The 23,490-nt window shown below is 46.7% G+C and carries 18 protein-coding genes; 13 read left to right on the plus strand and 5 right to left on the minus strand.

Annotated features, from left to right (window positions below):
* Positions 1–232: 232 nt before the first annotated feature.
* The 6 genes from ACM64D_RS02145 (at position 233) to ACM64D_RS02170 (ending at position 5,933) form a co-directional block, all read left to right on the plus strand.
* Positions 233–664, plus strand: a complete 432-nt coding sequence (locus ACM64D_RS02145; RefSeq protein WP_415061541.1) for a helix-turn-helix domain-containing protein — start codon at positions 233–235, stop codon at positions 662–664.
* A gap of 108 nt (positions 665–772) precedes the next feature.
* Entirely contained in the window at positions 773–1,978 is a 1,206-nt protein-coding gene (locus ACM64D_RS02150; protein WP_415061542.1) for a S41 family peptidase, read from the plus strand.
* A gap of 170 nt (positions 1,979–2,148) precedes the next feature.
* Positions 2,149–2,766 carry a hypothetical protein gene (locus tag ACM64D_RS02155; protein WP_415061543.1) on the plus strand — a complete coding sequence of 206 codons (618 nt, stop codon included), beginning with the start codon at positions 2,149–2,151 and terminating at the stop codon, positions 2,764–2,766.
* Between the two features lie 39 nt (positions 2,767–2,805).
* Positions 2,806–4,023 (plus strand): RDD family protein, encoded by a 1,218-nt coding sequence (locus ACM64D_RS02160; protein ID WP_415061544.1) that lies wholly within the window; start codon positions 2,806–2,808, stop codon positions 4,021–4,023.
* Positions 4,020–4,958 carry a rhomboid family intramembrane serine protease gene (locus tag ACM64D_RS02165; protein WP_415061545.1) on the plus strand — a complete coding sequence of 313 codons (939 nt, stop codon included), beginning with the start codon at positions 4,020–4,022 and terminating at the stop codon, positions 4,956–4,958. Before ACM64D_RS02160 ends, ACM64D_RS02165 begins: the two co-directional genes overlap by 4 nt.
* A 102-nt stretch (positions 4,959–5,060) precedes the next feature.
* Entirely contained in the window at positions 5,061–5,933 is an 873-nt protein-coding gene (locus ACM64D_RS02170) for an endonuclease I family protein (protein WP_415061546.1), read from the plus strand.
* A gap of 292 nt (positions 5,934–6,225) precedes the next feature.
* On the opposite strand, the gene pruA is transcribed toward ACM64D_RS02170, so the two are convergent.
* The 3 genes from pruA to ACM64D_RS02185 form a co-directional block, all read right to left on the minus strand.
* Entirely contained in the window at positions 6,226–9,174 is a 2,949-nt protein-coding gene (gene pruA / locus ACM64D_RS02175; protein ID WP_415061547.1) for an L-glutamate gamma-semialdehyde dehydrogenase, read from the minus strand.
* A 103-nt stretch (positions 9,175–9,277) separates the two neighbouring features.
* A complete protein-coding gene (locus ACM64D_RS02180; RefSeq protein ID WP_415061548.1) occupies positions 9,278–9,865 on the minus strand; it encodes a fumarylacetoacetate hydrolase family protein in 588 nt (195 codons plus the stop codon).
* Entirely contained in the window at positions 9,862–10,353 is a 492-nt protein-coding gene (locus ACM64D_RS02185) for a SixA phosphatase family protein (protein WP_415061549.1), read from the minus strand. The genes ACM64D_RS02180 and ACM64D_RS02185 overlap by 4 nt, the downstream gene beginning before the upstream one ends.
* Positions 10,354–10,432: 79 nt before the next feature.
* Here ACM64D_RS02185 and ACM64D_RS02190 point away from each other — a divergent pair, with 79 nt between their 5' ends.
* The 7 genes from ACM64D_RS02190 (at position 10,433) to ACM64D_RS02220 (ending at position 20,977) form a co-directional block, all read left to right on the plus strand.
* A complete protein-coding gene (locus ACM64D_RS02190; RefSeq protein ID WP_415061550.1) occupies positions 10,433–11,332 on the plus strand; it encodes an Hsp33 family molecular chaperone HslO in 900 nt (299 codons plus the stop codon).
* Positions 11,333–11,630: 298 nt separating this feature from the next.
* A complete protein-coding gene (locus tag ACM64D_RS02195; RefSeq protein WP_415061551.1) occupies positions 11,631–14,915 on the plus strand; it encodes a hypothetical protein in 3,285 nt (1,094 codons plus the stop codon).
* A gap of 8 nt (positions 14,916–14,923) precedes the next feature.
* On the plus strand, positions 14,924–16,576 hold the full coding sequence (locus ACM64D_RS02200; protein ID WP_415061552.1) for a type IV pilin protein: 1,653 nt from the start codon (positions 14,924–14,926) through the stop codon (positions 16,574–16,576).
* Positions 16,577–16,587: 11 nt separating this feature from the next.
* Positions 16,588–18,237 (plus strand): hypothetical protein, encoded by a 1,650-nt coding sequence (locus ACM64D_RS02205; RefSeq protein WP_415061553.1) that lies wholly within the window; start codon positions 16,588–16,590, stop codon positions 18,235–18,237.
* A 5-nt stretch (positions 18,238–18,242) separates the two neighbouring features.
* Positions 18,243–18,788, plus strand: coding sequence for a type IV pilus modification PilV family protein (locus ACM64D_RS02210; RefSeq protein ID WP_415061554.1), 546 nt, complete (start codon positions 18,243–18,245; stop codon positions 18,786–18,788).
* On the plus strand, positions 18,772–20,277 hold the full coding sequence (locus tag ACM64D_RS02215) for a hypothetical protein (RefSeq protein WP_415061555.1): 1,506 nt from the start codon (positions 18,772–18,774) through the stop codon (positions 20,275–20,277). The genes ACM64D_RS02210 and ACM64D_RS02215 overlap by 17 nt, the downstream gene beginning before the upstream one ends.
* Positions 20,261–20,977, plus strand: a complete 717-nt coding sequence (locus tag ACM64D_RS02220) for a methyltransferase domain-containing protein (RefSeq protein WP_415061556.1) — start codon at positions 20,261–20,263, stop codon at positions 20,975–20,977. The genes ACM64D_RS02215 and ACM64D_RS02220 overlap by 17 nt, the downstream gene beginning before the upstream one ends.
* On the opposite strand, the gene ACM64D_RS02225 is transcribed toward ACM64D_RS02220, so the two are convergent.
* Positions 20,911–21,642, minus strand: a complete 732-nt coding sequence (locus ACM64D_RS02225; RefSeq protein WP_415061557.1) for a class I SAM-dependent methyltransferase — start codon at positions 21,640–21,642, stop codon at positions 20,911–20,913. The two genes, ACM64D_RS02220 and ACM64D_RS02225, sit on opposite strands and share 67 nt — an antisense overlap.
* On the minus strand, positions 21,629–23,490 hold a 1,862-nt coding region (locus ACM64D_RS02230; RefSeq protein ID WP_415061558.1), incomplete at its 5' end, for an NAD-dependent epimerase/dehydratase family protein. The genes ACM64D_RS02230 and ACM64D_RS02225, both read right to left, overlap by 14 nt.

Consider the following 23,490-nt stretch of genomic DNA (forward strand, 5'->3'; position numbering starts at 1 on the left):
CAGCTGTAATAAACCTCAACCCAGCCCCTCTAAAAAACCGCCCACTTTTTAGACACAATCCCCGAAAAACCCGTCAAGCTGCATTTTTCTTAATTCAAAAGTCCAGTGTTTTAGCCCTTTTAAAGTGTCTCAAAAAAAAGTTTCAACTAGCCCTAAATTCTCACCATGAAACGCCGATAGGTACAAAGTGAGTCAATTTGGCTTTGTTAATGTTTCAAAAGGGGAGGACTAAATGTCACGCACAGTAATGATCGTGGTGAGCGATAACCAGGAAACAATCGAAAATACGAAGAAGTACTGGGAGAACCATGATGTGACAGTTCAAGCTTATTCGTCAGCTCAATGGCGCGAAGGTCTTGATAATGCATTTTTCAGACAGCAACTAGTAGCAGGTGTTCCAGCTTTGATTTCTGGTTCAAGTCCTGTGAATTCCGATGTCGGTGGAAACGTAATTCAGTTCCCAACTCCGACAGCAACAGCATCTAGCGTACAAAAGATGGAAGAGCTCGAAGCTCAGGCTATCGAAAACGCGATTGTTCAGTACAAGGGTAACTTGACTGAAGCGGCAAAAGCTTTGGGTATCGGTCGTGCGACTCTTTACCGCAAAGTGAAGCAATACCACATTGATCCTTCTGCGGCTCGCAAGAAGAAAGTGGCAGCTTAATACGACTCCTCAATATTGGAAATCGAAGACCGGGCTCGGCTCGGTCTTGGTTTCGAATGAGTGCACAGAAATGCCGTCATGGCATTTTTGTTTTTTTGTGGGATCGACATGAATCGACTCTTATCTCTTCTTCTGGCCGCCATCTGCGCCATGGCCGCCTATCATTTTACTTTGCAAAAGGGCTTCGTAAATCCCTATCCGGTGGTTTGTGATTTGGTGGCGAAGAAAATCTTTTTAGATGACGAACAAATTCGTAAATGGAAGCGCACCTGTCATCGTCGCAGTCGTCTGGTGACACCGTATTCGCCGAAAAAACTTGTCATTAAAGATATCAATAATGTTTTGGGACTTCTCAATGTTTCTCATCTCGAGGTTTATGACTCTTCCGATGTGAAGAGTATCTGGAGAGGCGAAAGCTTGGAAACCGGCATTGAAAGTGAGTTCGTCGATAGTGAACTGGTTATTTTCCGGGTTCATCCTCAATCGCCCGCAGAACAGTTGGGACTAAAAAAAGGGGATGTGATTAAAAGCATCAATGGCGAACAACCCAATCCCTGGGAAGCACAGACTCTGTCCGGCACCTATCTGATCGAGCGGGGCCGTGAGGAAAAGACTTATAAGGTCAAAGCGGCCGCTATTGTTCGTTCCGAGTCCGTGCGTTTTGAGAAAATCAAGGAGGCGTCGGCCTTAGTGCAAGTCCCTTCTTTTCGGGCGACTTTTTTCCAAGACCAAGAAATGCAGGAGCTGGGAAATAAACTTCAAGGGGTGCGACGTTTGGTCGTGGATTTGCGTGGCAATATTGGTGGAAACTTTGTCGCAGGATTAAGATTTTTGTCTTTACTCATGTGTTCGCCAGAGGAAGTGGGACGTTTGGTTCGTCCGCGTTTTGAGAAAAAGATCAGCGCCGAGTTGCCGAACGATCTGCGTGATGAAGAGCAGCTTCAGATTCTGGATCAGCATCGCGAAGTGATTTTGAAAACCTTTAAGAGCGGATCTTGCTATCAGGGAGACATCCGTGTTCTGGTGGATGGGAAAACGGCATCTGTGGCGGAAATGGTCGCGCAGGCGCTCAAAGAGTTTCGCCGCGCACCACTGATGGGAAGCCCCAGTCGTGGACAACTGCTTGTGGGGGTCTGGTATCCTTTGAACGAGGTCGGCCCAGGGGTGGAGATCTCCATTCCCGAAGCGCTTTACCTGAGTCGTCGTCAGCATCGCATCGAAGGACTGGGTGTGGAGTTGGATAAAGTGCTTTATTACAACCTCTCGGAAATGCAGGCGGGGATTGATTCTTGGGTGAAAAAGGCCCTCGACTAGACTCTCAAAATTTAGATTTTTGTGAGTCAAAATGAGATGATCATTTTAATACGTCAAACATCTTTTGTTCGTGTGATCATCTCTTTTTCAGTAAGAGAGAATAGGATACACTTATAAACGGCACACTCTTCGCAATCGAATGCTATAGGACACTAGCGAGGGGTATAAAAATGAGGAATGCGAAAGTGATCGAATTTCCAAAGGCTCAGTCAGTAAGAAAAAGACTGCAAGACAAAGCGCAAGAGCAAAAAGCTGTTCTTATCCTCTCCATCGCATCAGTTTTGATTATGACAGTGTTTCTTAATCAGTGGCTTATGCAGGGCCCGGATTCATCTTTGACATCTGGCGGTTCTCGTAATGTGGCAAGCTTTCAGCCTGCGACTTTTGCCAAAGATGTAAAGTGGGAACATGATCTTGCCAAAAAATTAGCGTCAGATAAGTCCACTCTTTCGGCCAGTTTGGCGGAAGCTCCGACTTTGCGTGACGAATTGATCTTTGGTTATCTTGAAGGCAAGTACGGCATGAAACTAGCTCAAGGTCGTATTGAAAGCCTTGAGTTCATTGATGCCCAGGCCGGGGAACACCCCATGGCAATCAACGATAAGGCGGAGTTTTTGGCTAAATACTCTGAAGCTTTTGGTTTGAACTATGCCGAAGTCAGCCTTGTGCAGAAGACAGATTCGGAACAAGTCTATAGTTTGATTGACTCTTCCAAACAGATCATCGGTAAAGCCTACTTCATGACTGACGACCAGGGGCGAGTTTCCGAGATCAAGTTCACACAATAATCGCTTTAGTCTTTTTTGTCCCAAGCCGATACGATCTGTATGGTATTTCCAGATTTATCGGCTCCTGCAGGGAAGCCTCACAATAACGATTCGACACCCAACATTCCGATCGCCTCGGTGGCGGATCGTTTTGTCGCCCTGGTTCTTGATTTTCTAATTTTATCTCCCGTCATCAGTCTTTTTATCGCCGGCCTTGTTCGTCAGACGAAGACTTATTTTTTACTGAATGCGATGTCGCAAGAAGGTGTTGTCGCCATTTTCCTCGTGATCGCGTCGGTCATTTTTTTGACCACGGTATTGCAGGCATTTTTTCTTTATTTTTGGCAAGCCACTCCCGGTCAGCTTTTTTTGCAGATGCGGGTGATTTCTTATCCTCAAAGACAAACTCGCTTAACCTTGAATCAGTGTTTTTTGCGCTCCTTTTTGTGGTGCAGTGGGTTTACGTTGTTGGCAATACCTTACTTAGAGGTCGCCAGCCATCCTTTGCGCCGGGCTTTTCATGAAAGAGCTTCCGACACGTTGGTGACGACATTAAAAAGAAACTATGACGAAGGCCCTCTTCCTTTGGAAAGTCGTTTTATTTCTTCATGGATGCGGATGAGTTTCCTGTTTCTTCTGCTCTTTGGTGTGATTGGCTTTTTTAAGACGTACCACTCTTTGAAAGTGGGCGCTTACCGCGAAAAAGATTCTCGAGCTCCTTTTGCATGTAAAGAGATCCAAGAGTCAGATCTTTTGGGTACTTCCCGCTTGGATGCGGCGTTATCTTTATTTTTGGTGAATGAGATTTCCGCTGAATGTTTGGATAAAGAAGCGGAAGTGTCGTTATGGGGAGATCCGGTCAATTCACAGGGATTGGCTTATTTGGCGAAGTTTATGACGGCCGAAAGCTCTGAACAGGAAAAGTATTTCGATAAAGTGTGTGAAGAAAGAACTTCTTCTGTGTGCGCCATGGCTCGCTATATGCGCGAGGACGGAGAACTTGAAGACCTTGAATTGGCAGACAAAACACTTTGGACGACTCAACTTTTATTGGCCGATGAAAAATACACCAGCCAAGATTATGTCGGTAGCCTTAAGCTGATTGAAGATCTGCAAAAAGTTTCCGTTTTAAGGTCCGCATTGGAAAAACGTTACGTTCGTTCGGTGTGGGCTTTGAATGAAACGATGCAGACTTACTCGAAAAAAAGCCGCATCCCCGCGAGCGTGAACGGGGACTCATGGATAGACAGCTTCAAAGAGAAGTACGAGGTTCCATGATTTTACCTTGTCCAGAGGATTTTCGCAGTTACTCTCGTTATCCATTGACCCTGACGTTGGTTCTTCTGAATGTCTTTATCTTCATTTTGATATTCAGCGGGATGAACTCCAGTATTTCATCGTCTTCTTTACTGCAAGCCGACGGGATGACCTTGACCGGTCGTCTTTACTATCAATATCTTCAAGGCTTGTCTCCTGATGAGTTGTTTGAAAAGCCGGAGTGGATTCTCCAGGTCAAGTCGCATAATACGGAACAGCTCGGAGTTTTAGGAGCCTATGCGCTTCGTGATGCCCGCTTTATGGCCCAGGCCGAAACTTTTATTTATCGGGGCGACGAAATTCAAATCTCGCAGTGGAAAGAACAGCTTGTTCAGTTTCGCAGAAAATACCAACAACAACTGCTTTATCGCTTTGGACTGAGCTCCGCCGAGAAGGGTCCCTTGGCTTGGGTTACCTATCAGTTTTCTCATTCAAACTGGATTCATCTTCTTTCGAATCTGGTGTTTTTGGCTTTGATTGGAATGGGCGTTGAGGCCTTAGCGGGGAGTGGGATCTTGCTTGTGCTCTATGTCCTGGGCGGGCTTGCCGGCGGCGCGGGATTTCTGTTTTCCGATGCCCACGGGACAGTTCCCATGGTGGGGGCTAGCGCATCGATCAGCGCCCTCTTGGCATTTTATTGTATGGCGGAAATGCGAAGAAGAGTTCGCTTTCTTTATTTTGTGTCGCCGATGCCCGGGCAATACGGGGCTATTTATTTGCCGACGTTGTTGATTATCCCTTTATTTCTGGTGGTGGATTTGGCCAGCCTGTGGTCGACCCCGGAGGGCTTGGGGGGAGGGGTCGCTTATGCGGCTCATCTCGGTGGATCGCTTATAGGCGCTTTATTAGGCATGGTTTATCGTTGGAAAGCCACGCCCGTACCCACACCCTCATAACCCTGTAATTTCTTTAGCCCCATTGACAGAATTGTTACCCATACGTCACATTGTGCGGCAGAGGCTGTACATCACCCCCAAAACTAGAAATGGTGGACCCGAATGAAGCTAATGAAGCTCATTAAGTCAGTGATTGTTTTAACATCTGTATCTTTTGTTTGCGCGGCCGAGGCAGCACAAACATCCCAAGTGATTCCCTACTACGGGGATGATTTTTATAATGCTCTGAAAGCTGGCGCTGCCAATGAAGATCTTCAAGCGGATTTGAAAACCGTTTTGCGAAGCTTTCATGTGCTTCAGAACGGAAAGAACGATGCTCTGGTGTCTAACTGCCAGGGGCAGGGACCTTGTTATGGACATCGCGCGATTGGTTATGATGCAGCTCGAGTGTTCTTGATGGGTAAGTACTATCTTGTGCCCAGCGGGACGGGGTATGCGATTCGCGATGTTTATTGCGACAAGGACCTGACCAGCCGTGATTTCCGTGGGCAAGGGCCATCTCCTGGAAAAGTTCCCGACAACCGCGTGATCAATATCGAGCACACCTGGCCGCAAAGCCGCTTTACCAGAAAGTTTTCAAAGGAAGCTCAGAAGTCTGATTTGCATCATCTTTTCCCGACTGATTCTGAAGTTAATGCCATTCGTGGAAACAACCTATTTGGTGAAGTGACTAAAGACCTTGTTGAGCTGAAGTGTTCGGCTTCTCGTTTTGGAATTGGCAGTGCGGGTTCGGATGATGTTTTTGAACCGCCTCAGGATCACAAAGGGAATGTGGCTCGCGCTTTGTTCTATTTCTCAATTCGCTATGATGTGGCGATTGACCCTCGTGAAGAGAGTGTCCTTCGTAAATGGAACCGGGAAGATCCTGTAGATGCTGACGAAGTTCGCAGAAATAATGAGATCTTTAAAGTTCAGGGAAACCGAAACCCGTTCGTGGACTTTCCAGAACTTGCTGAAAAAATCGCCGATTTCTAGAAGTGATCTTAACATAATTAGAGTTTTATAAAGAAAGCTCGCCTCTGGCGGGCTTTTTTATTTTCCAAGAGCCTCTCAAAAACTGTTTTACTTAATTAAATTTAAAAATCTTAAAAAATCTGTAATAAGGCTCTTGCCAGATCATTTTTGATATGCTGGAATCATTTCTACGGGAGGGGTGATACCACGGAAGGTCTCGGGGAGCATGATGTTCTCACCTCTATTTTTGATTTAAATAAAAAAGGCCCACTGCAAAGTGGGCCTTTTCTTTTTTGCACCGGGGTGGGAAGAACTACTCTTCCACCGGAGCAAAACCACGACGAAGAGTATTCTCTGTCACGGCTGCGGGTTCCATGTACTGCTTCAAATAGTCAGGTCCGCCAGTTTTAGAACCGATTCCAGACATTTTAAAGCCACCAAACGGATGGCGATCGACCATGGCGCCAGTGATGCCACGGTTGATATACAAGTTTCCGACCTCAAACTCTTCCTTCACGCGAGCGATGTTCGCTGGGCTTCTTGAGAAAAGACCACCAGTCAAAGCGTATTCGGTGCTATTGGCAATTTCCAACGCTTGATCCAAGTTTTTCGCGCGAACCACGGCTACTACCGGGCCAAAGATCTCCTGTTGAGCTAATTTGGCATCACCCGGAACATCCCCGAAGATTGTGGGAGGAACATAGTAACCGCCACCGGGAACAGAACCTTTAAAGAGAAGTTTGTGAGTCTTCTCGGTCTCAGCAATCGTGCCTAAAATACGATCATAGGCTTCCTTGTCGACGACCGGCCCCATATAAGCTTTTGGATTTTCAGCGGCGTAGATCTCGATGGATTTCGCGGCTTCAACCAAACGATCGACAAAGCGGTCATAGACTTCATCCAGAACAATCACACGGCTGGCTGCAGAACACTTTTGGCCACTGAATCCGAAGGCAGAGTAAAGAACTCCGTCCACGGCTTCATCAAGATCCGCATCGTTATCGATAATAACGGCGTTTTTACCACCCATTTCGATAATACATCTCTTCACATGAGTTTGACCGGGCTGCACGTGTGAAGCGCGGTTTAGGATATGTAAACCCACAGCTTTGGAACCCGTGAAGGCGATGGTTGTCGTGAATTTGTGGTTCACAATGTATTCACCAACTTCTTCACCATAACCTGGAAGGAAGTTGATCACCCCTGTTGGGAAGCCAGCTTCTTGGATCATCTTCATAAGACCCCAGGCCACTACGGAAGATTGTTCTGCCGGTTTCATCACCACCGTGTTGCCGGCGACGGCGGCCGCTGTCACCATTCCACAAAGGATCGCTAGAGGGAAGTTCCAAGGCGCGATGACCGCAGTGACACCGCGGGATTTATAGATATATTGAGACACTTCCCCAGGAAGTCCACCCACGCGAAGAGGTTTTTGCAACTCTCTCATATGACGAGCGTAATAACGACAGAAGTCGATCGCTTCGGCGATGTCACCGTCGGCTTCCGCCCAAGGTTTACCGACTTCAAAAACTTGTGTGGCGATCAGTTTGAAGCGATCGCGAACCATGATGTCTGCAAGCTTGTCCACCAAAGCCGCTCGTTGATCTGCGGGAACGGTCTTCCAAGTTTTGTAAGCCGTTTGCGCGGCTTGCATGGCTTGTTCGGCCTGTTCGACGGAGGCCATTGAGATCTTACCAACAATCTGATCTGCCTGAGATGGATTCACGCGGTCAAAGATTTTCTCGGTGCGGATCTCTTTGCCGTTGATATGCAGAGGAACTGACACCGGCATAGAGGCTTTGAATTCAGCCAAAGCTTTATGCATTTTTTCGCGATCCGCTTTGACTGCAAAATCCAAAAGAGGTTCGTTATAGAATTTGCCGGCCTTTTTGGGAAGGATCGGAGAAGTCGGAGTCAGACCCTGCGCCGGATCTTTCAAAAGTTCCGCCGTGGTTTTGCCATCAGCGAATTTTCCACGCAACCAAGATTCGTTAGAGGTGTTTTCAAGAAGACGGCGAACCAGATAAGCCATTCCCGGAATCAACTCACCAACAGGCGCGTACTCACGCAGGCGGTAGCCCATGTCCACCAAAGTTTTTTTAATAGGCTCTGCCATGCCGTAAAGCATTTGGAACTCCAAAGCTTCTTTGGGGATGTTGAGCTTTTCCGCATACAACATACACGCCGCCAATGTTCTGACGTTGTGAGAGGCAAACGCAGGACGGATGTGTTTGATGTTTTCAAGAAGATACTTCGCGCACACTTCGTAGTTGGCGTCGGATTCCGCTTTGTTTGTATAAACCGGAACCGGCCAGCCACGTTGTTCGGCTTCGATGGTTTCGTAATCCCAATAAGCCCCTTTTACGAGGCGAATCCAAAATGGAGTTCCGCGTTTTTGCGCAAAATCTGTCAAGGCTTTGACATCTTCGAAGGAGTCACGCAGGTAAGCTTGGATCACAACGCCAAAAAATTTATAATTTTTAAATTCAGGTTCGTTGATCAGTTCCGTGAAGACTTCCAAAGTCAGATGTTTGACGGAGTATTGCTCCATATCCAGATTGATGAAGACGCCATTTTCCATGCCCAAACGGAACACGGGACGCATGCGGTCTTTCAAGATTTTCTTAGATTCATCCCAAGCCAGATCTTTGATTTGAGAGTAAAGAGCCGTCATCTTGACAGAGACGTTGACCTTCGGCAAGGCACCTTCATGGTCGCGATCAATCTGTGGAATCTCGTCCCAGCCTTGGGCATCTTTCGCTAGCCAAGTGATCAATTCGAAGTATTTGCTGTTGTACTCTTGCGCTTCTTTTTCAGACAACGTCGCTTCACCCAAGATGTCGACGGTGAAAGTCATTTTGTTTTTGCGTGCCTTCTTTAAAACCGGCAACGCTTCATCGGGGCTTTCGCCCGTGATGAACATTTTTGCCATGCCCATGACGTTTTTCTTAATGGCTCCGGCCATCAATCCTGGCGCCAAAGAACCCAATCCTAAACCGACGTTAAAAACCGGAGGAAGAGATCCGCCATCTTCAGAGAAATACTCTTTTAAGTGGCGAGCCACCTCGTCGCCGGAGTTGATGGAAGGAAGAACGTCGACAAAACGGAACATGTTCGTTTTGAATTTTTCGTTTTTCATGCTCCATTCCATGACGGAGCCATACCAGAAGTCTTTAGAAAAAATGGAAGCCTTGGATTGGCTTTCCATACGCTTTAAAATCTCTTCGCCTCGGGCGACGATTTGCGATTGGATATCATTCATATTTTTACCTCAAATGGAGGGCCGCATATTCCCTCTCTGAGAGTAAAAACTCAAGCACTTTGCGGGCGAGCCGGGAGGGGGATTTTACTCGCGGCCAGGTGCGTTAGGAGACCTTCCAAGAATGTTTCATTTTTCCTTGGATTTCCGCTTCCAGATGGTCTCCGCGTTGAATAGGGCCGACTCCGGAGGGGGTGCCGGTTAAGAGGAGATCTCCGGGGACCACGGGGAAGTGGTGGCGCACGTAATCGATCAGCTTTTCCAATGAGAAGATCATCTGGGAGGTGTTGCCTTTTTGGCGGACCTCGCCGTTGATTTTTAGAATTAGATCCAGTTTTTTAAGCTCTTCCAGATCAGAGACCGGAAAGAAGGGGGAAAGGGGGCAAGACTCTGTAAAGCTCTTAGCCAGCGTCCAAGGGTGTCCTTTGGCTTTGAGTTGGTTTTGTTTCGCTCGTTCCGTCAGATCCAGGGCGATGCAGGCTTCCTCAATTTGCAAGTTGTCGTCAAATCGCAGAGCCAGCTCAACTTCGTGATGGACCTCTTGAATCCACGCGGGAAGGTGAATCTCTTTGGCGGCCAGAGTGGTCGTACTTCCGGCTTTCAGAAAAATCATGGGTTCGGTGGGAACTTCATTTCCCAATTCTTTGGCGTGTTCGGCATAGTTGCGGCCTACGGCCCAGACATTTTGAATCATAGTTGAATCCTTTTAAGCTCAATGAACTCATAAATTCCATCTTGATTGACTTCAAAGGCGACATACTGAGCGGGGCTCCAGTGTGAAAACTCTGAGCCAGAAAGATCTTTGTCACTGGGAACAATCGACATGGCCTCAACGACCCAGTCATAGTGAGTACACAAAAAAACCACGGCATCTTCTTTTTCGACAGCTCCTTCAAAGAGGCGCTCGATACGTGAACGGAATTCCGAAATGTTTTCTTCGCTTTTTTGTTCCAGCAGGGAGTCTTGGATTTGCAGTGGTAAATTGAAATGCTGTGACAGAGGGCGGAAAGTGCTATGGGTTCGTTTTTTGGGGGAAACCCATAACTCTGTAGGACGAGGGATTTCGCTTTTGAGCACCTTGTCGAGAATTTTGGAGGCCTGGGCATGACCTTCGGGAGTCAAATCAGGATCTCCTGAAAAATCCATGGCTTTTTGTGCGTGTCTAAAGAGATATATCTTCATAGCGGCTTCTACTTGAAATTAAACGGTGGCTTTGTTAGTTTGCTGTTTTCGAGTTTTCCATAGAATGCGGGAGTTTGTCATGAGTAAAGAACGTGTCCATCGTTTTGTGTCTAAAGATTTGACCGTGCGAATTGCCGCTGTAAATGCCACCGAAGTTGTTAAACACATGCAAGGTCTGCAAAACACCTATCCTTTGGCAACAGTGGCTGTGGGGCGCAGCATGGTGGGGGCCCTCTTAATGGCGTCGCAATTGAAGGACGGTCAAATGGTCGGACTGTTCTTTCGGGGCAATGGACCTTTGCAAAGTGTTTATGCCGAAGCGTCCTTTGATGGACATGTGCGCGGCTACACACCCAATCCTCAGTATCAACCACCGAATTATGATAACGGACTGAGTTTGAAGGAGGCCCTTGGAATTGGTATACTCAGTGTCGCTCGACACCAGCCGTTTCAAAAACAGCCTTTTCATGGAACCGTTGAATTAGTCAGTGGTGAAATTGGACAGGATATTGCGCACTATCTTCATCAGTCTCATCAAATCCGCTCGTTGGTGTCTTTAGGAGTGTATCTGGACTCCTTCGGAAAAGTTCAAGCGGCCGGAGGTGTTTTGATTGAGGTTATGCCTGGAGTTGAAGAAGCCGTCGTAGAAAAGATTCAGCAAAACTATGAATCTAAACAGCCGAATATTTCAAAAATGTTGATGGATGGCGCCTTGCCTGCGGATCTGGTAAAGCCCTTCATGGACGGCATTGAGTTTGAAGAGCTTTCTCATGATCATCCGATCGAATACTTCTGTCCTTGCACTAAAGATCGTGTGGTGCGAGCTTTGGAAACCTTGGGTGAGGAAGAACTTCAAGATATGATTGAGAAGAAAGAAAACGCCGATGTGACTTGTCAGATCTGCGGACGTCCTTACACCGTTTCTGTAGCGGAAATTCAAGACATCAAAGAACGCCTTTATAAGGCATCCCTTCATTAAAAGAAATATCAGAGCAACGTTTCGCACTGAGATCTCGCTCTGATTTTTGTATCAAGATAGAACAGTCTCTGGGTTGATATCTCAAAGATTCCGTTAAACTATTGGTAATTTAATAGTTTACCTACCTTCGTTTAGGTTATCATGATGGTGGTTGGCCGTCGATCGACTCCTGAGAGTCTTCGGCTGGACTAACGCCTCTAATGTTTATGCTTCTAGATGAGAGACACTTGTAAAAGTGTGATGTCTGACAGAACAATAGAGGGTGCATATTGTGTGATTCAATTTGGGGGAGAAATCTATGGGTCGTTTTGTTTCAACCTTGGTGTTGAGTTTAGGCCTCTATTCAACTTCGTTTGCAGCGCCAGCTCCAAAAGACTGTCACTCCGATGATATTAATATGACTCTTCCGGGAATGAACGCCTCGGGACGTAGTTATGTTTTAAGGGCGCCGAAGACGGATCACGATAAGACTTATACCAAAGCTTGTTCAGATGTTTCTGAGGACGATGCTCTTCGCTACTCATCGGGAAATATCAAGGTTAAGTGCGACGACGGCGATTTTAAAACCCCCTCTCAAGATTGTGTCATCGATGACGTCGAAGCGACTTGTTCGTTGGCTCCGTCTTTAGGTGTTTCGAAGGCGGAACTTAAGGATGCATATCAAAATGCTGGGAAGTCCTTGTTGGGCGATTCTCTTCTTAAAGATATTCCTGAGGGTGACATGGCTCAGGATAATATCGCCAAAATTTCGGCATCTTGTGGTTCTAAATTTCTTTCTGATAAAAGTGGCGCAGAACTCTCTAATGAAGGGGGCTACAACGTAAAAATTCCGGCTTGTAGCACTTCGTCGACGGGAGTCTGTTATTTGGATCCCTACGGGGGAGTCAAGGGCGCAGATCCTGAGGGCAGCAATTCAATTGCTTTCGTCACAAAAGGTGATGTCGGTCCCTTGGTAAACAATGAAGGCAAGTTCCGCAGAGCTTCCGTCATTTATATTTGGAATAAAGGAACAACTCAGTCCAATACTTTGGCCGCTGGCAATGTGAGTTTCATCCATCGTCATCGCATTGGTAATGTATGGCAATCCAAAGTGGCCACAGATCTGTCTTCTTTGGTCGTTCCTGGAATGCCGGAAGAGGCGACGGGATGTGAGTTGAAAGTGTCAGGAACCGTGTCCTCTTATTCAACCAGCAATCCTCCGCAGGTCACTGTCGGAAATGATGTCTTGGTTTTCTCTGTTCGCCTCACGGGAGGTTCGGGGGGAGCCGCTCCTCCTACGATTGAATATTCTGGTGGACCTAATGCGGTGACGGGCGTTTGGTCAAGTCCTCCTGTCGGTGTGGCGTCGACAGTGACGGCGAATGTGGAGACGGCAATCAGTAAAAATAAATTCAGTTGTAAATTAACGGTGGTTCCGCAAGGGAAGTCAGCGATGGTTCGTCTGCGCCGTTTTGGTGATTGCTCTTACTTTAATAGCCTGCGCTCATATTATTTTATGGATTCCTCCGGCAAGGGATATCAAAGCGCCGCTTACTCAACTCCATTGAGTCTTCCTGGAATTCCCGCAAAGTATGGAACCAGTGCCGCAGAAGTACCATTCCGCGGAGTAATGAATGCGTCCGCAGCTTTGTCGGGTGAATTGGCGGTGAACTCTTCAGGGAAGGTGATCACGCCTCCTCTTGAAAATCGTGCCTATTCAAAAGCGATTGTCGTTGCGAAAAGATTCCAAGCTTCCACTGCGGGAGGCAAAGCGGCAGATCCTTTATATTATGGTATTTTGGATTTAAACGACTATTCTTTAACCCAGCTCTATAAGGTAGATCCTGCCTCTGAACCGGATCCGGAAGAGACAGTTATCTTCCAAGCATATCTTGCTGCGGTTCAGCCCAGTGGAACTCGAGATCTGCGTGGAACCGCAGGGGGACTTCCTTACTATCAATTCGCACCGGCGACAAGCAGCGGAAAGCCTTATGACCGTGTGATTCCGTTTATGAATGAATCTTGTGTGCCTTTGTTCCAAGTGAGTGCGCCCAAACGGGGCGACAAAGCCATGCCGACGGAGTTAACCAGCGCGACTCAATGTATGTATTCTCGACCTTTTAAAGTGTCGGACATCAAAAATGGTCGTGTTGATTTGACTCTTTTACATCTGGTTCCTGAGCATGCTCATCATCAGTTCCCAGCGGAGTTGTTTAAAGCAAGTGCTCAGCCGGCCTGTGTTGCTAAGAATCCGTCAAATCAAAAAGAGTGTTGGGATATCAAAGCTTCGAGCTTCGGAGTGGCTGCCAATGCAGATCCCTTCTCAGCCCACGATTCCTGCAGAACTGTTTCGACAGTTTGGGTTGATCAATCTTCAACTGTGAGTGGGCAAAGTTGTGTGTCCGTTGGGAACTCCTACAGTTGCAGTCCTTATAGTTACACAGTCACAACCAAAGTTCCGGTGACTGTTGTTAACTACAAAGCAAGTTGCCCGGTGTTGGAATCTGCGGGCGAGTGTAGCAAGAATCTGGCGATTCGTTTCAGTGGATATAATCAAATGATGATTGCGGGCTTGGGATGTGCTGCAAAATACAACCGCGAGGGCGAGTTGGTTTCAGCCAGCTTAATCAATAATGGAATTCTGCCTTATACGACAGCTTTGGGTGGATCCGCACCAAAAAGTTATGAACAGTATCCGACGGGATATAGTGATAAGAAGGGCTTTGCGTGTATTCCTTGTCGTTTTGCCAACGATGCCATTGCAGTGGGAAAAGACTTGGTCAATGACACGGCAAAACTCCCTGTGGATCAAGACGCCACTTCGGCAAGAAAGCCGGTCTTTAGCTTTAATAAATTGAAGGCTCCGGCGGAGTGCGTGCGAGACGTGACTTTTGAGGTTCGTTATTTCGGCTCCAAAGAATGTAACGGCGTTTCGAATCCTCCAGGGCATTTCTGTTCTTCCGAAAATCTGGGTGGACAAAGTTGCTCGGCGGCAGATGGCAAAGGATCGGGCAATGTGGCAGGTAAATTTACCGTTCCCGTGTGCCCGAACTCAGGATTTGAGTATGACAATGTCTCTGTCTCTTGGTCGCCTTTGTTGATTGATGCTTCAGGAAATGGAATCGAGATTTCTCGTGATGCTCAATACGGCGTGCAATTCGATATTCGCGGTGATGGAGTGAAAAGATTGATCGATTGGCCGATTAATACCAAAGAGGTGGCGTTCTTGGTTCTGCCTAACGCTCAAGGTAAGGTGGAATCTATTAAAGAACTTTTTGGAGATTATAAAGCGGCGGACGGCTTTGTGGCTTTGGCTAAGTACGACAAAAACAAAGATAAGAAAATCAATAAGGATGATCAGATCTTTGGAAAGTTGCGCTTGTGGTTTGATAGAAATCGCAACGCAGTGGCTGAAGCGGACGAAATTGTTTCCTTGGATGATCACGGCGTTGAGACCATCTATCTAGAACACCGTCGAATCACCAACCGAGGAACTGAAGGCCGAACGCTTTCTTCAGTTTATTACAATAGCAAATACCGTGAGTATTTGAACGTGGGGGATTACTACTTCAACGATTACTCTGGCGTTAAGAAGAAGAAGTAAAGAGGCAGATGCTCAGAATTTTTGAGAGACGCGAAAAAGGATTTACCGTCACTGAGTTAATGATTGCTGTGGCGATCACAGGCTTCTTTGTCCTTGCGATCGTCGCCGTCATGAATCAGTTGTCGACTTTTGAAAAAGACGTTTCTAAACGTCTGATGGATGACTTTTTGATCGTGAATTCTCACAAACGCGTGATTGCCGATCTGGAGGGAACTTATTGGTCTCGCCTGGGCATCTTTAACTGCAGTTCCTCTGAAACTTTGATGACGACCGAGGATGAGTCCAAAATGACCCTGAGTGGGGATGGCTCCAGTATTGAATTTGTGAGAGTGGATTTGGCCAGCACTGTGGGATTGGCTCCGACCGTGAATACGATTGTTGTGGCAGAGGCTGCAAAACTTCGTGCTGGCGACTATGTCTTGTTGAATCTGGCCTCGGCCATGTCTGAAGCGGGACTTTTTAAGGTGGAAAGTGTCGACGCGGCAACCAAGCAAGTGAAAATTAAGTCGACCTCTTTAAGTGAAGAGGGAAGTTCGTGCCATGATTCATTGTCGGCAAAAAATCTGAGTACTTTCTTTGGACCGAATATCAAATCCAACACTTTGTTAAGTCGTGTCAGCCCTGTGAAATACACTTTGGAAAAAGGAGTCTTTTCCCGTCAGACCTGGCCAGGAGGGGGCGTGGCAGAACCCGTTTTAGATGGGGTCAGCCAAGTGAATATTTCTGCCAAGTGGACGCCAAACTCTGACGACAGTGAAGGAAAGAAAATCTACGGGCGAATGAATTATAAAGTGGATTTCAATATCGAACAAAGCACAATGGCAAGTAACGCAGCTAAATACTATCAAGGCAAAGCCATTGAAGCGCAGTACAATCTCAATGCGTTTCAGATTTCTAATATCTATTCTCCTGTGGGAGCACCTTCCGTGGCCATGAACTTCCCGACGTGTTCCGTGAACCAAGAATATAAGGCCGGTATATTAAAGCTCAATCCATCTTCGGAATTATATAGAAATACGATCTCGTTGAAATTGACGGGATCCGTTTCTGAATCCATTCCGGCGGCCTCTATTAATATTGCCTTCAGTCCTTCAACGGGAGCCACGGTTCAATGTTTTAAGCATGATCCTGCGACGGGCTCTTATCCGCCACCAAGTATCGGGGGGCAGGTTGATGGAGCTGGAATTAGTGGCTCTATCACCTTGAATCAAGGGGCGACGGGATTTGATGTCTACACTTGCGCGGTTCGGGGGCTCGTGGCTCTGACAGCAAGTATGAGTTATTTTGATACAAATCTAAATCAAGTGAAGACTATTAATTGCTCTGCGGAATCCATCGAAGCTCCGACGAAATATCGTTTTGGGGGCCCTTCGACGCCTTCCTGCAGTGGGTTTGGTTTTGTGAACTTAGGCAGTTCTTTTTCTGGGGACGACAGCAATGTCTACTACGGAAAGTTTGGCGTGAATATGGAGACCAGTTGCCAGTGGTCCGGTGAGCCTGACGCCTTTGCGACAGGGGTGTCTGGAAGTTGTTACGCTTGGGAGCATCCCTTTAGAGCGTTGAAACGGGTTTATTTAAGACCCTACAAAATGGATGTCATGCCGAAAGATGGAGCGAACTCTGTCTTTCCAAGTAGCGGTGCCTATATAAACTGTAATTAAACGGGAATGTCATGAGAGTTGGAAAAAAAGGAAGTGCTCTGACAATTGTCATCATAGTTACGGCGGTCTTCGCTGTTGCTAGCTATGTCATTTTGAATTTTGTGCAGTCCCGTCGTGGTGGTTCCGAGGACGAAATTCGTTTTCTTCAAGCGAAAATGATTGCTGGTGATATTGTTGAATTGGGAAAGTACTTTCTTGCTTACGAGCGGGTCATCTTTTTAGACAATCCTTTGTCGATGAATTCGGGACGTTTGGCGCTGCTTAAAGATTTTTCCCAGCAGTCTTATGGTTCCTTGGTGGCCACCAACGCATTTCTTTTGAACAGTTGTGGGGGCTATGACGCCAATGCCGTGGAGGTCGGAGATCTCAAAGCGGCAGGGCAATCCACATTCTGTCCTTTCTTCGTAAGAAATCCTTTGATGGATGGTGCGATGTTTGAAGATATGATGTTGAAGATGTGGGCTCGCTCAGGCAGTGTTGGGGTCTTGGGTATGACCGATGGAGTTTTGCAGACGACCTCGGGCACGCGCCAAGCCATTATGACGAAGGACGGTTCCGGAGGTTATAGTTTGACCCTCAATTTGGATGAAGTTTTGAAGAATCCAGATAACCAATCTATTCGCCTGAATACCGATCAGAACATTCTTAAGATGTTACAAAGTGGTGTGTTTGACGCGAAGTTGATTTTTACGTTCTACAGTTCTTCAGCAGGTTTTGAGACTGTTTCGAATGAACGTTATGTGACGATTCGGTCTGAAGTGAATTATGGCTCGTCCTTATTTAGAAGAAGTGCCAATGCCTCTGAGTCCATGATCCTGTACAGTTCAACGGTCAAAGACTTTTCGATCTTCATGATGTATCCGGAAACTTCGGCCGGGGCTAAGACACGAAAGTTTTCACAGTCTATGAATCTGGGCGGGAGCGATAGCAAGGTCAATGGGCGAGTGTTTTTTAACGGCGATATCGACGTCGCATTAACAGACCTGCCGGTGTTCAATGAGATCGTCATTATTTCGGGTGACTTACTGGTGGATTCCACAGTGGCCCCCGAGACCTATCGTGCCCTCATGAAAGAAAAATTCCGTAAGGGTCTGATTGTACGGTTCCCGGTTGAAAAGCTTATCAATGATGGCGAGTGTGTTTCGGGAATGCCCATGGCCAATCAGTCTTCGATGTACTGTAAGAAACCCTTGGCGCCGACTCAAGATTTTGGAATTTCTGATTATATTTCAAATCTGGGGAATGTTTGTTCAAGCTTGAAGGTCAAGGTTGATAGTGGGGCCTACACCTATGATACCGCCGGGAATACGAACTCGATGATTCAAGAGTACTGCAAAGGCTCTGAGCCAGAAAAGCTCTTTCTTTCAGGGGGGGCGGACGCCGTGGAAGTGGTGGGAAGTCATGCTTATATCGTCAGTCCTGTGAAATCATTGACGGTAAAATCAGCCGCCAATATTTACGGAACTATTTTTGGTGGTCATATTCAGGCCCTCGCGGGAACAAAGTTTTACAGCTTAAGTGCGTTAAGAAAAGGATTCCCAGGAATTGCTGGCGATAAGGAATTGGCCGCCATCAGTGGTGAGGGAACAAGAGTGCAGGCGGGGGTTGGGGTTCCCTTGTTGAATCTGCCTTTGATTAAAAAGCCATATTTGGGAAAATAGGACCTATGAACGTTGGAATATTTAAGACTCAAAAGGGTATTTCGATCTTGGAAGTTGTGATAGCTCTGGCGATTTTTGGAATCACCGTGGCGGCTATTATTTCATTTCAGGCGAATGTCTATAAACAGAGTCGCAGTATTCTGCAGCGATCCTCCTTGATACGAGTTGTCTACTCTGTTCAAGAAGATCTTTTGAAAGACCTGGAAAGTTTGCCTTTTAGAAAGAACGCTAAATTTATACAAGGAGCGGTTTTTGATCAGGCCGCCTACCAGGCCAGCTTTGACGACGATCAATCCACGCAAGCTTGTTTTGATAAAGAAGGACAACCTATTCCTTTAACGAACGAGCCGGTTTGTGAGATTCGTCTCAGCTATTACCGAGTTCAGGAAATGGATCGAAATTATGACGGAAATCCCGCGGTTGCGGGGACGTCTTTCAACTACGTTCCGATGTCTCGATTGCTGATGCGAATTAAGTTCTTGGATAAATCTACCAACTCAGAAAAAGTTTATTACCTCAGTCGTTTGAAAGCCCATGTCCTCTCATTCTGAAGAACGTCTTAACACTCGTTATCTTGCTATTTTTTTGATTCTGGGATTGCTTTTGCGTTGTGTGGGGCTTTTCTTGTTTCCAGCAGGAATGGAAGGGGACGAGGCCGTTGTCGTCTATTGGGGAAGAAAGTGGATTGAAGAGGGGCGGTGGCTCCTTATTAGTTATGGTGAGATTCCCGCCTGGGAAACTCCGTCAGCCTATTTCTTTGGAGCCTTGGATCTGTGGGGAATTTCCCCGCGAGTGGGCGCCGTCTTTATTTCGTTTTTAGAAGTGGGGCTTTGTTATCTTTGGGTTTTGCGCCGGAGCTCCCGTGAGACAGCATTGCTTGCGGCGACGTTCTTGGCTTTGATGCCTTGGCATTTTTTCTTTTCCTATGTATTGGGTCCCTGTGTCGCGGGTTTATGGACCAGTCTCTATCTTCTGGATTTGAAGAACCCTTTTGGGCGAATGTTCGTCTCTTTTGGAGGTCTGGCTTACTATGCCTCGTTTCGAGTGGTTCTTCTTTGGGGAGGGTTGGTCAACCTGATGCGCCGACGTTGGTGGAAATTGGGGGCTGACATTGCGGGAGCCGTTACTTTTTTTGGGGCCCTGTTTCTTCTTGGAGAAGATCATATAAAAGGATTCATTTCAAAAGGATCTTATTTGGTGGAAAGAGGTTGGCAAGAAGCTCTCCATCATTACTTAAATGCGGTCCTGCTATGGTGGCTTCCACCTCTGCAAACTCATTGGGGAAAGATTTCTGAAATCTCGATGGACGATGTGGGATACGGTTTTGCAAACATGTTGGGGCCGCAGAGTCCGCTTTCTTATGGAACCAGTCTGTTTTTTGCTTGGGGACTTTATATCTGCTTCAAAAATAGAACAGACCGAGATATTTGTGGGCTATTTCTTTTGGCCTTGGTTTTAGTGGGATTTAGTCCCAGCTATGTTCATTTCCCCTTTATTCTTCCCGTGGTTGCATTTGTCGCCGCCGTGGGGGCTTCGCAGATTCTCAAGAAAAATCAGCGCGCAGTGATGGCGGTCTATTTGTCTCTGCTTTTGTCGTTGGGAACCTTGGCCTATATGCTGGGGGGCCTGAAAAGCCGCGATCGGTGGCGTATTTTCTCGGGAGATAGCGAGAAGGTGAGCCAGTTGGTTTTGGCTCAGACAAAGGCTCCGTTTATCTGGACTTCGGGCATTGATTACACCAAGGCTCGCTTGGCGGCAGATCGCGCAGGAATTCCTATTACTTTTTTTGGAATCAATCATGTGGATTGGTTAAATCGAATGCAAATGATGGAGCGGGAGAATAAGGCGAAATGGGTTTTTATTCAGGCTATCACCATGTTGGAAAGACCCAGACCAGAAATCAAAAATTTGTTACTTGAGGCACAGAAAGATTACGAAAAAAGACTGATTTTGTTTGAGAACAACCACTTCATCAAAAGCAAAAAAGAAATATCTTATGATGGAATCACCCTGGGAGTTTTGTATGAATTGGGTGATTAAAAGAAGCAAATCATTTCCGGATCTGCATGAATTTAAAAATGGGATGTGGAGATCTTTTTTGGATCTGCAATTTCGCAGCATTCTTCAAGCCGAGAAAGACCTGGGATTGGACACCCCTCAAGGGTGTGTTTTAGATTTTGGTGCGGGTTCTCAGATTTTAAAACAGCGAATGACGTGTCGGGAGTATCACAGTGTTGATCCCAACTTTGAAGCGACCTGGAAGTCTTTGGAAGAGATTCCTCAAGGACGGCAGTTCGACTTGATTGCGGCCCTGGAGGTCTTTGAACATCTCCGGGATCCTGCAAATATTTTGCAGACACTTACCAGACATCAAGATCTTGGTAAAAAAATTTATATCACAACACCTTTTCTGGCGCGCGAACACGGAGCACCGGAGGATTTTCAAAGATGGACCGCCGAGGGGATGAAAGAGCTTTTAACCAGCGCCGGCTACCGAGTTGAGAAGATTGTCAAAAGAGGGAACGGAGTGTCTGTCGTCAGCAGCTATCTGAACTTCGCGCTGTTTCGTATGCTAACTTCGCGCTATTTTGTCTTGGCAGTTTTGCTGGCGCCGATCGCCGTGATTCTTTTGTTGATTGCTCATTTTACTTTGCGAAGAAGTTCGGCTTCGTTCTATTTGGGACTTTCAGTTTTAGCTTCCAAAGAAGCAGATCGCGAGAACTCAATCCATAAAGATTGAGAAATCCGCCGACGTAAAAAGTCAGGTGCCATCATTTCCAGAGTACGAAGTCTTTTTAATAATCCCGGTGGCGTAAAAGGGTAGGCCCAATCTTGGGGGACAACGCGAACCTGGGGAAACAAAGGTCGTAAAAGAGATTCGATCTCTTCTTTAGTAAAAGCCTCTTCCTTTTCCTCTAAAGAAAACCATCTTCTTCCTAAGGAAGTGCCAAAGATAAATTTGACCAGGGGATTTGCGCGATTGGGCTCCCAGAAAAGACCACGCCCGTCCTGCTTTAAGCAATGGGCCATCCGAGGCAAAATCGACGGAAGATCTTGAGTCACATGATGCAAGATCCCCATGCCCACGATGGCATCATAGTGATTCGCTTCCTTTTCTAAATAGAGGGCAAGATCCGATTGATGCAAGCTGAGTCTTTGATGGTTTTGACACTTTTTAGCGGTCGCTTCGAGCATCTTTTGTGAGCGGTCTACGGCGGTGACGTGGTGACCACCGTCAAGAAGAGCTAATGTTAAATCACCGTGTCCGCAGCCCAACTCCAAGACATGCGAATGGGGAGGCAAAGTGTTGAGAATTTTGGAAATACGCCCTTGAGCCCGGAGTGTGTTTCCGGAATGAGGGGCCCAGACTTGGCTGTGTCCTTGCTCATCTTTAATGACGAACATCGTCTTCTCGAGGGAAACGGACAAGCAGTTGTTTTTTTATCAGCTCTTCTGTCGTGAATGCGGGATAGTTAAAGTAAGAGGTGTAAATCAAATTAAGAAGAGCTATTAATAAACTCAAACCCCCGAGTCCCCACAAAACGACAAAATAAAAGTGACCTTGAAATAACACCATCCCTACGAGGCCTAAGATCGCATAAGTGAGAGCAATATAATTGGGTGTCGAGAAGATAAACTTTATAAACCACAAAAGAAGTTTGCGATTGCTGTTGGTGCTATGTCCAAAAGCCCGACAGGGTCTTTGATAGGGAACTAAGGCTGTTTTATAGGAAGGGTAGGCTCTGAGGGCACGCCATATTTTAACGCGAGCCCGATGATGGATGATTTGCAGGACCACTTCTTTAGAAACCAAACCGAAGTCACCGCAATCCAGAGGAATTTCAATACGAGAAAACAGATTCCACAGGCGATAAAAAGTTTTGCACTTTAAAGAGAAGAAAAAACCTTCCTCACGAGAAATGCGTTGTCCTAGACACAACTGCGCCCCTTGTTCCCAGTGCTGAATGAACTCAGGAATCAGCTCGGGAGGATCTTGCAGGTCTCCGTCCATAAGAATGACCGCGTCCCCCGTGGCTAGTTCCAAACCATGTAAAAAAATAGCTTGAGAGCCGAAGTTGCGAGTGTGCTTAGCCAGCACCCAGCGAGCGTCCTTCAAGGCGTATTCCTTGAAGGCTTCGTAGGCGCCATCAGGGCTGAGGTCATCAATAACGATGAATTCAAAATCGTAATCGAGGTTCAGAAAAACCCGGTGCAGTCTTTCAAACAAGACAGGGATGCTTTCTTTGTCCATGTAGCAGGGGGCCACGATAGAGATCTTCTTTTTGGGAAGAAAGAGTTTCCGTTCCAAAAGGTGTGGATTCGATCTGTAAAATTCGACGGTCCGACGCAGTCCCTCTTGCAAAGTCAGTTGCGGTTTCCATGCAAACCGTTTGAAAGTTTTTTCCGTAGATCCTGACCAGCGTTTAAGATCCCAGGATTTTCCCAAGGCCGTGTCCCATTGTACTTGGGAAAAGTGGAATTCATTTTTTAGCAGATTTTCAATTTCACCCAGAGTGGTCTGTGATCCTGAACAAACATTGTAGGCTTCTCCATAGTCCTGGGTATCGACGTCGGAAAGACTGGTTAAAATGATCTCGAGAAGATCATAGATATGCACGAAGTCTCGGGCCGTTTTTGCATCGGAGAGCTTCACGGGCGATTCTTGAATCAAACTATGGCAAAGTTGAGGGATCAGCCTTTGCGGGTGTTCCCCGGGGCCATAGATTGAAAACAGACGTAACGTGAAAGCGGGAAAGTGAAGTTGTTTTCCATAATATGAAATCAGGCCGTGACATTGGCTTTTAGCCAACGAATAGAGACTGTTACATTGTGGCTGTTGATCTTCTTTGGCTTGATCACAGTGACTTCCATATTCACTGGAAGAACCAAGGTGAATAAAGCACTGAACCTGAGCTTCTTTAGCAAGGCTTAAAAGATTCTCTAATTGGGTCACTTGCTTAAAGATCTCTGCCGATTCGTTTTGCCAAGAATAAGCGCCGAAGGTCGCCGTATGAATGACCGAGGTGATGCCTTCAAAATGCGGGCGAACGCTGTCATGGAGATCCAGGTCACAGAGTACCAGATGTTCTTTTGCTTTTTCAGTCAGACGAACATTCGAAGTGTTTTTGCCAGAGCTGAGGCCACGACAAGGGACGTCCGCCAAAGTGAGAATATTTAAGAGGTGGGACCCGATAAATCCGTGAGCTCCCGTCACTAAAATGTGACGATGACGAAGAGTCTGAGCTTTTTCAA

The sequence above is a fragment of the Bdellovibrio sp. genome, from assembly GCF_047637665.1.
Lineage (GTDB): Bacteria > Bdellovibrionota > Bdellovibrionia > Bdellovibrionales > Bdellovibrionaceae > Bdellovibrio.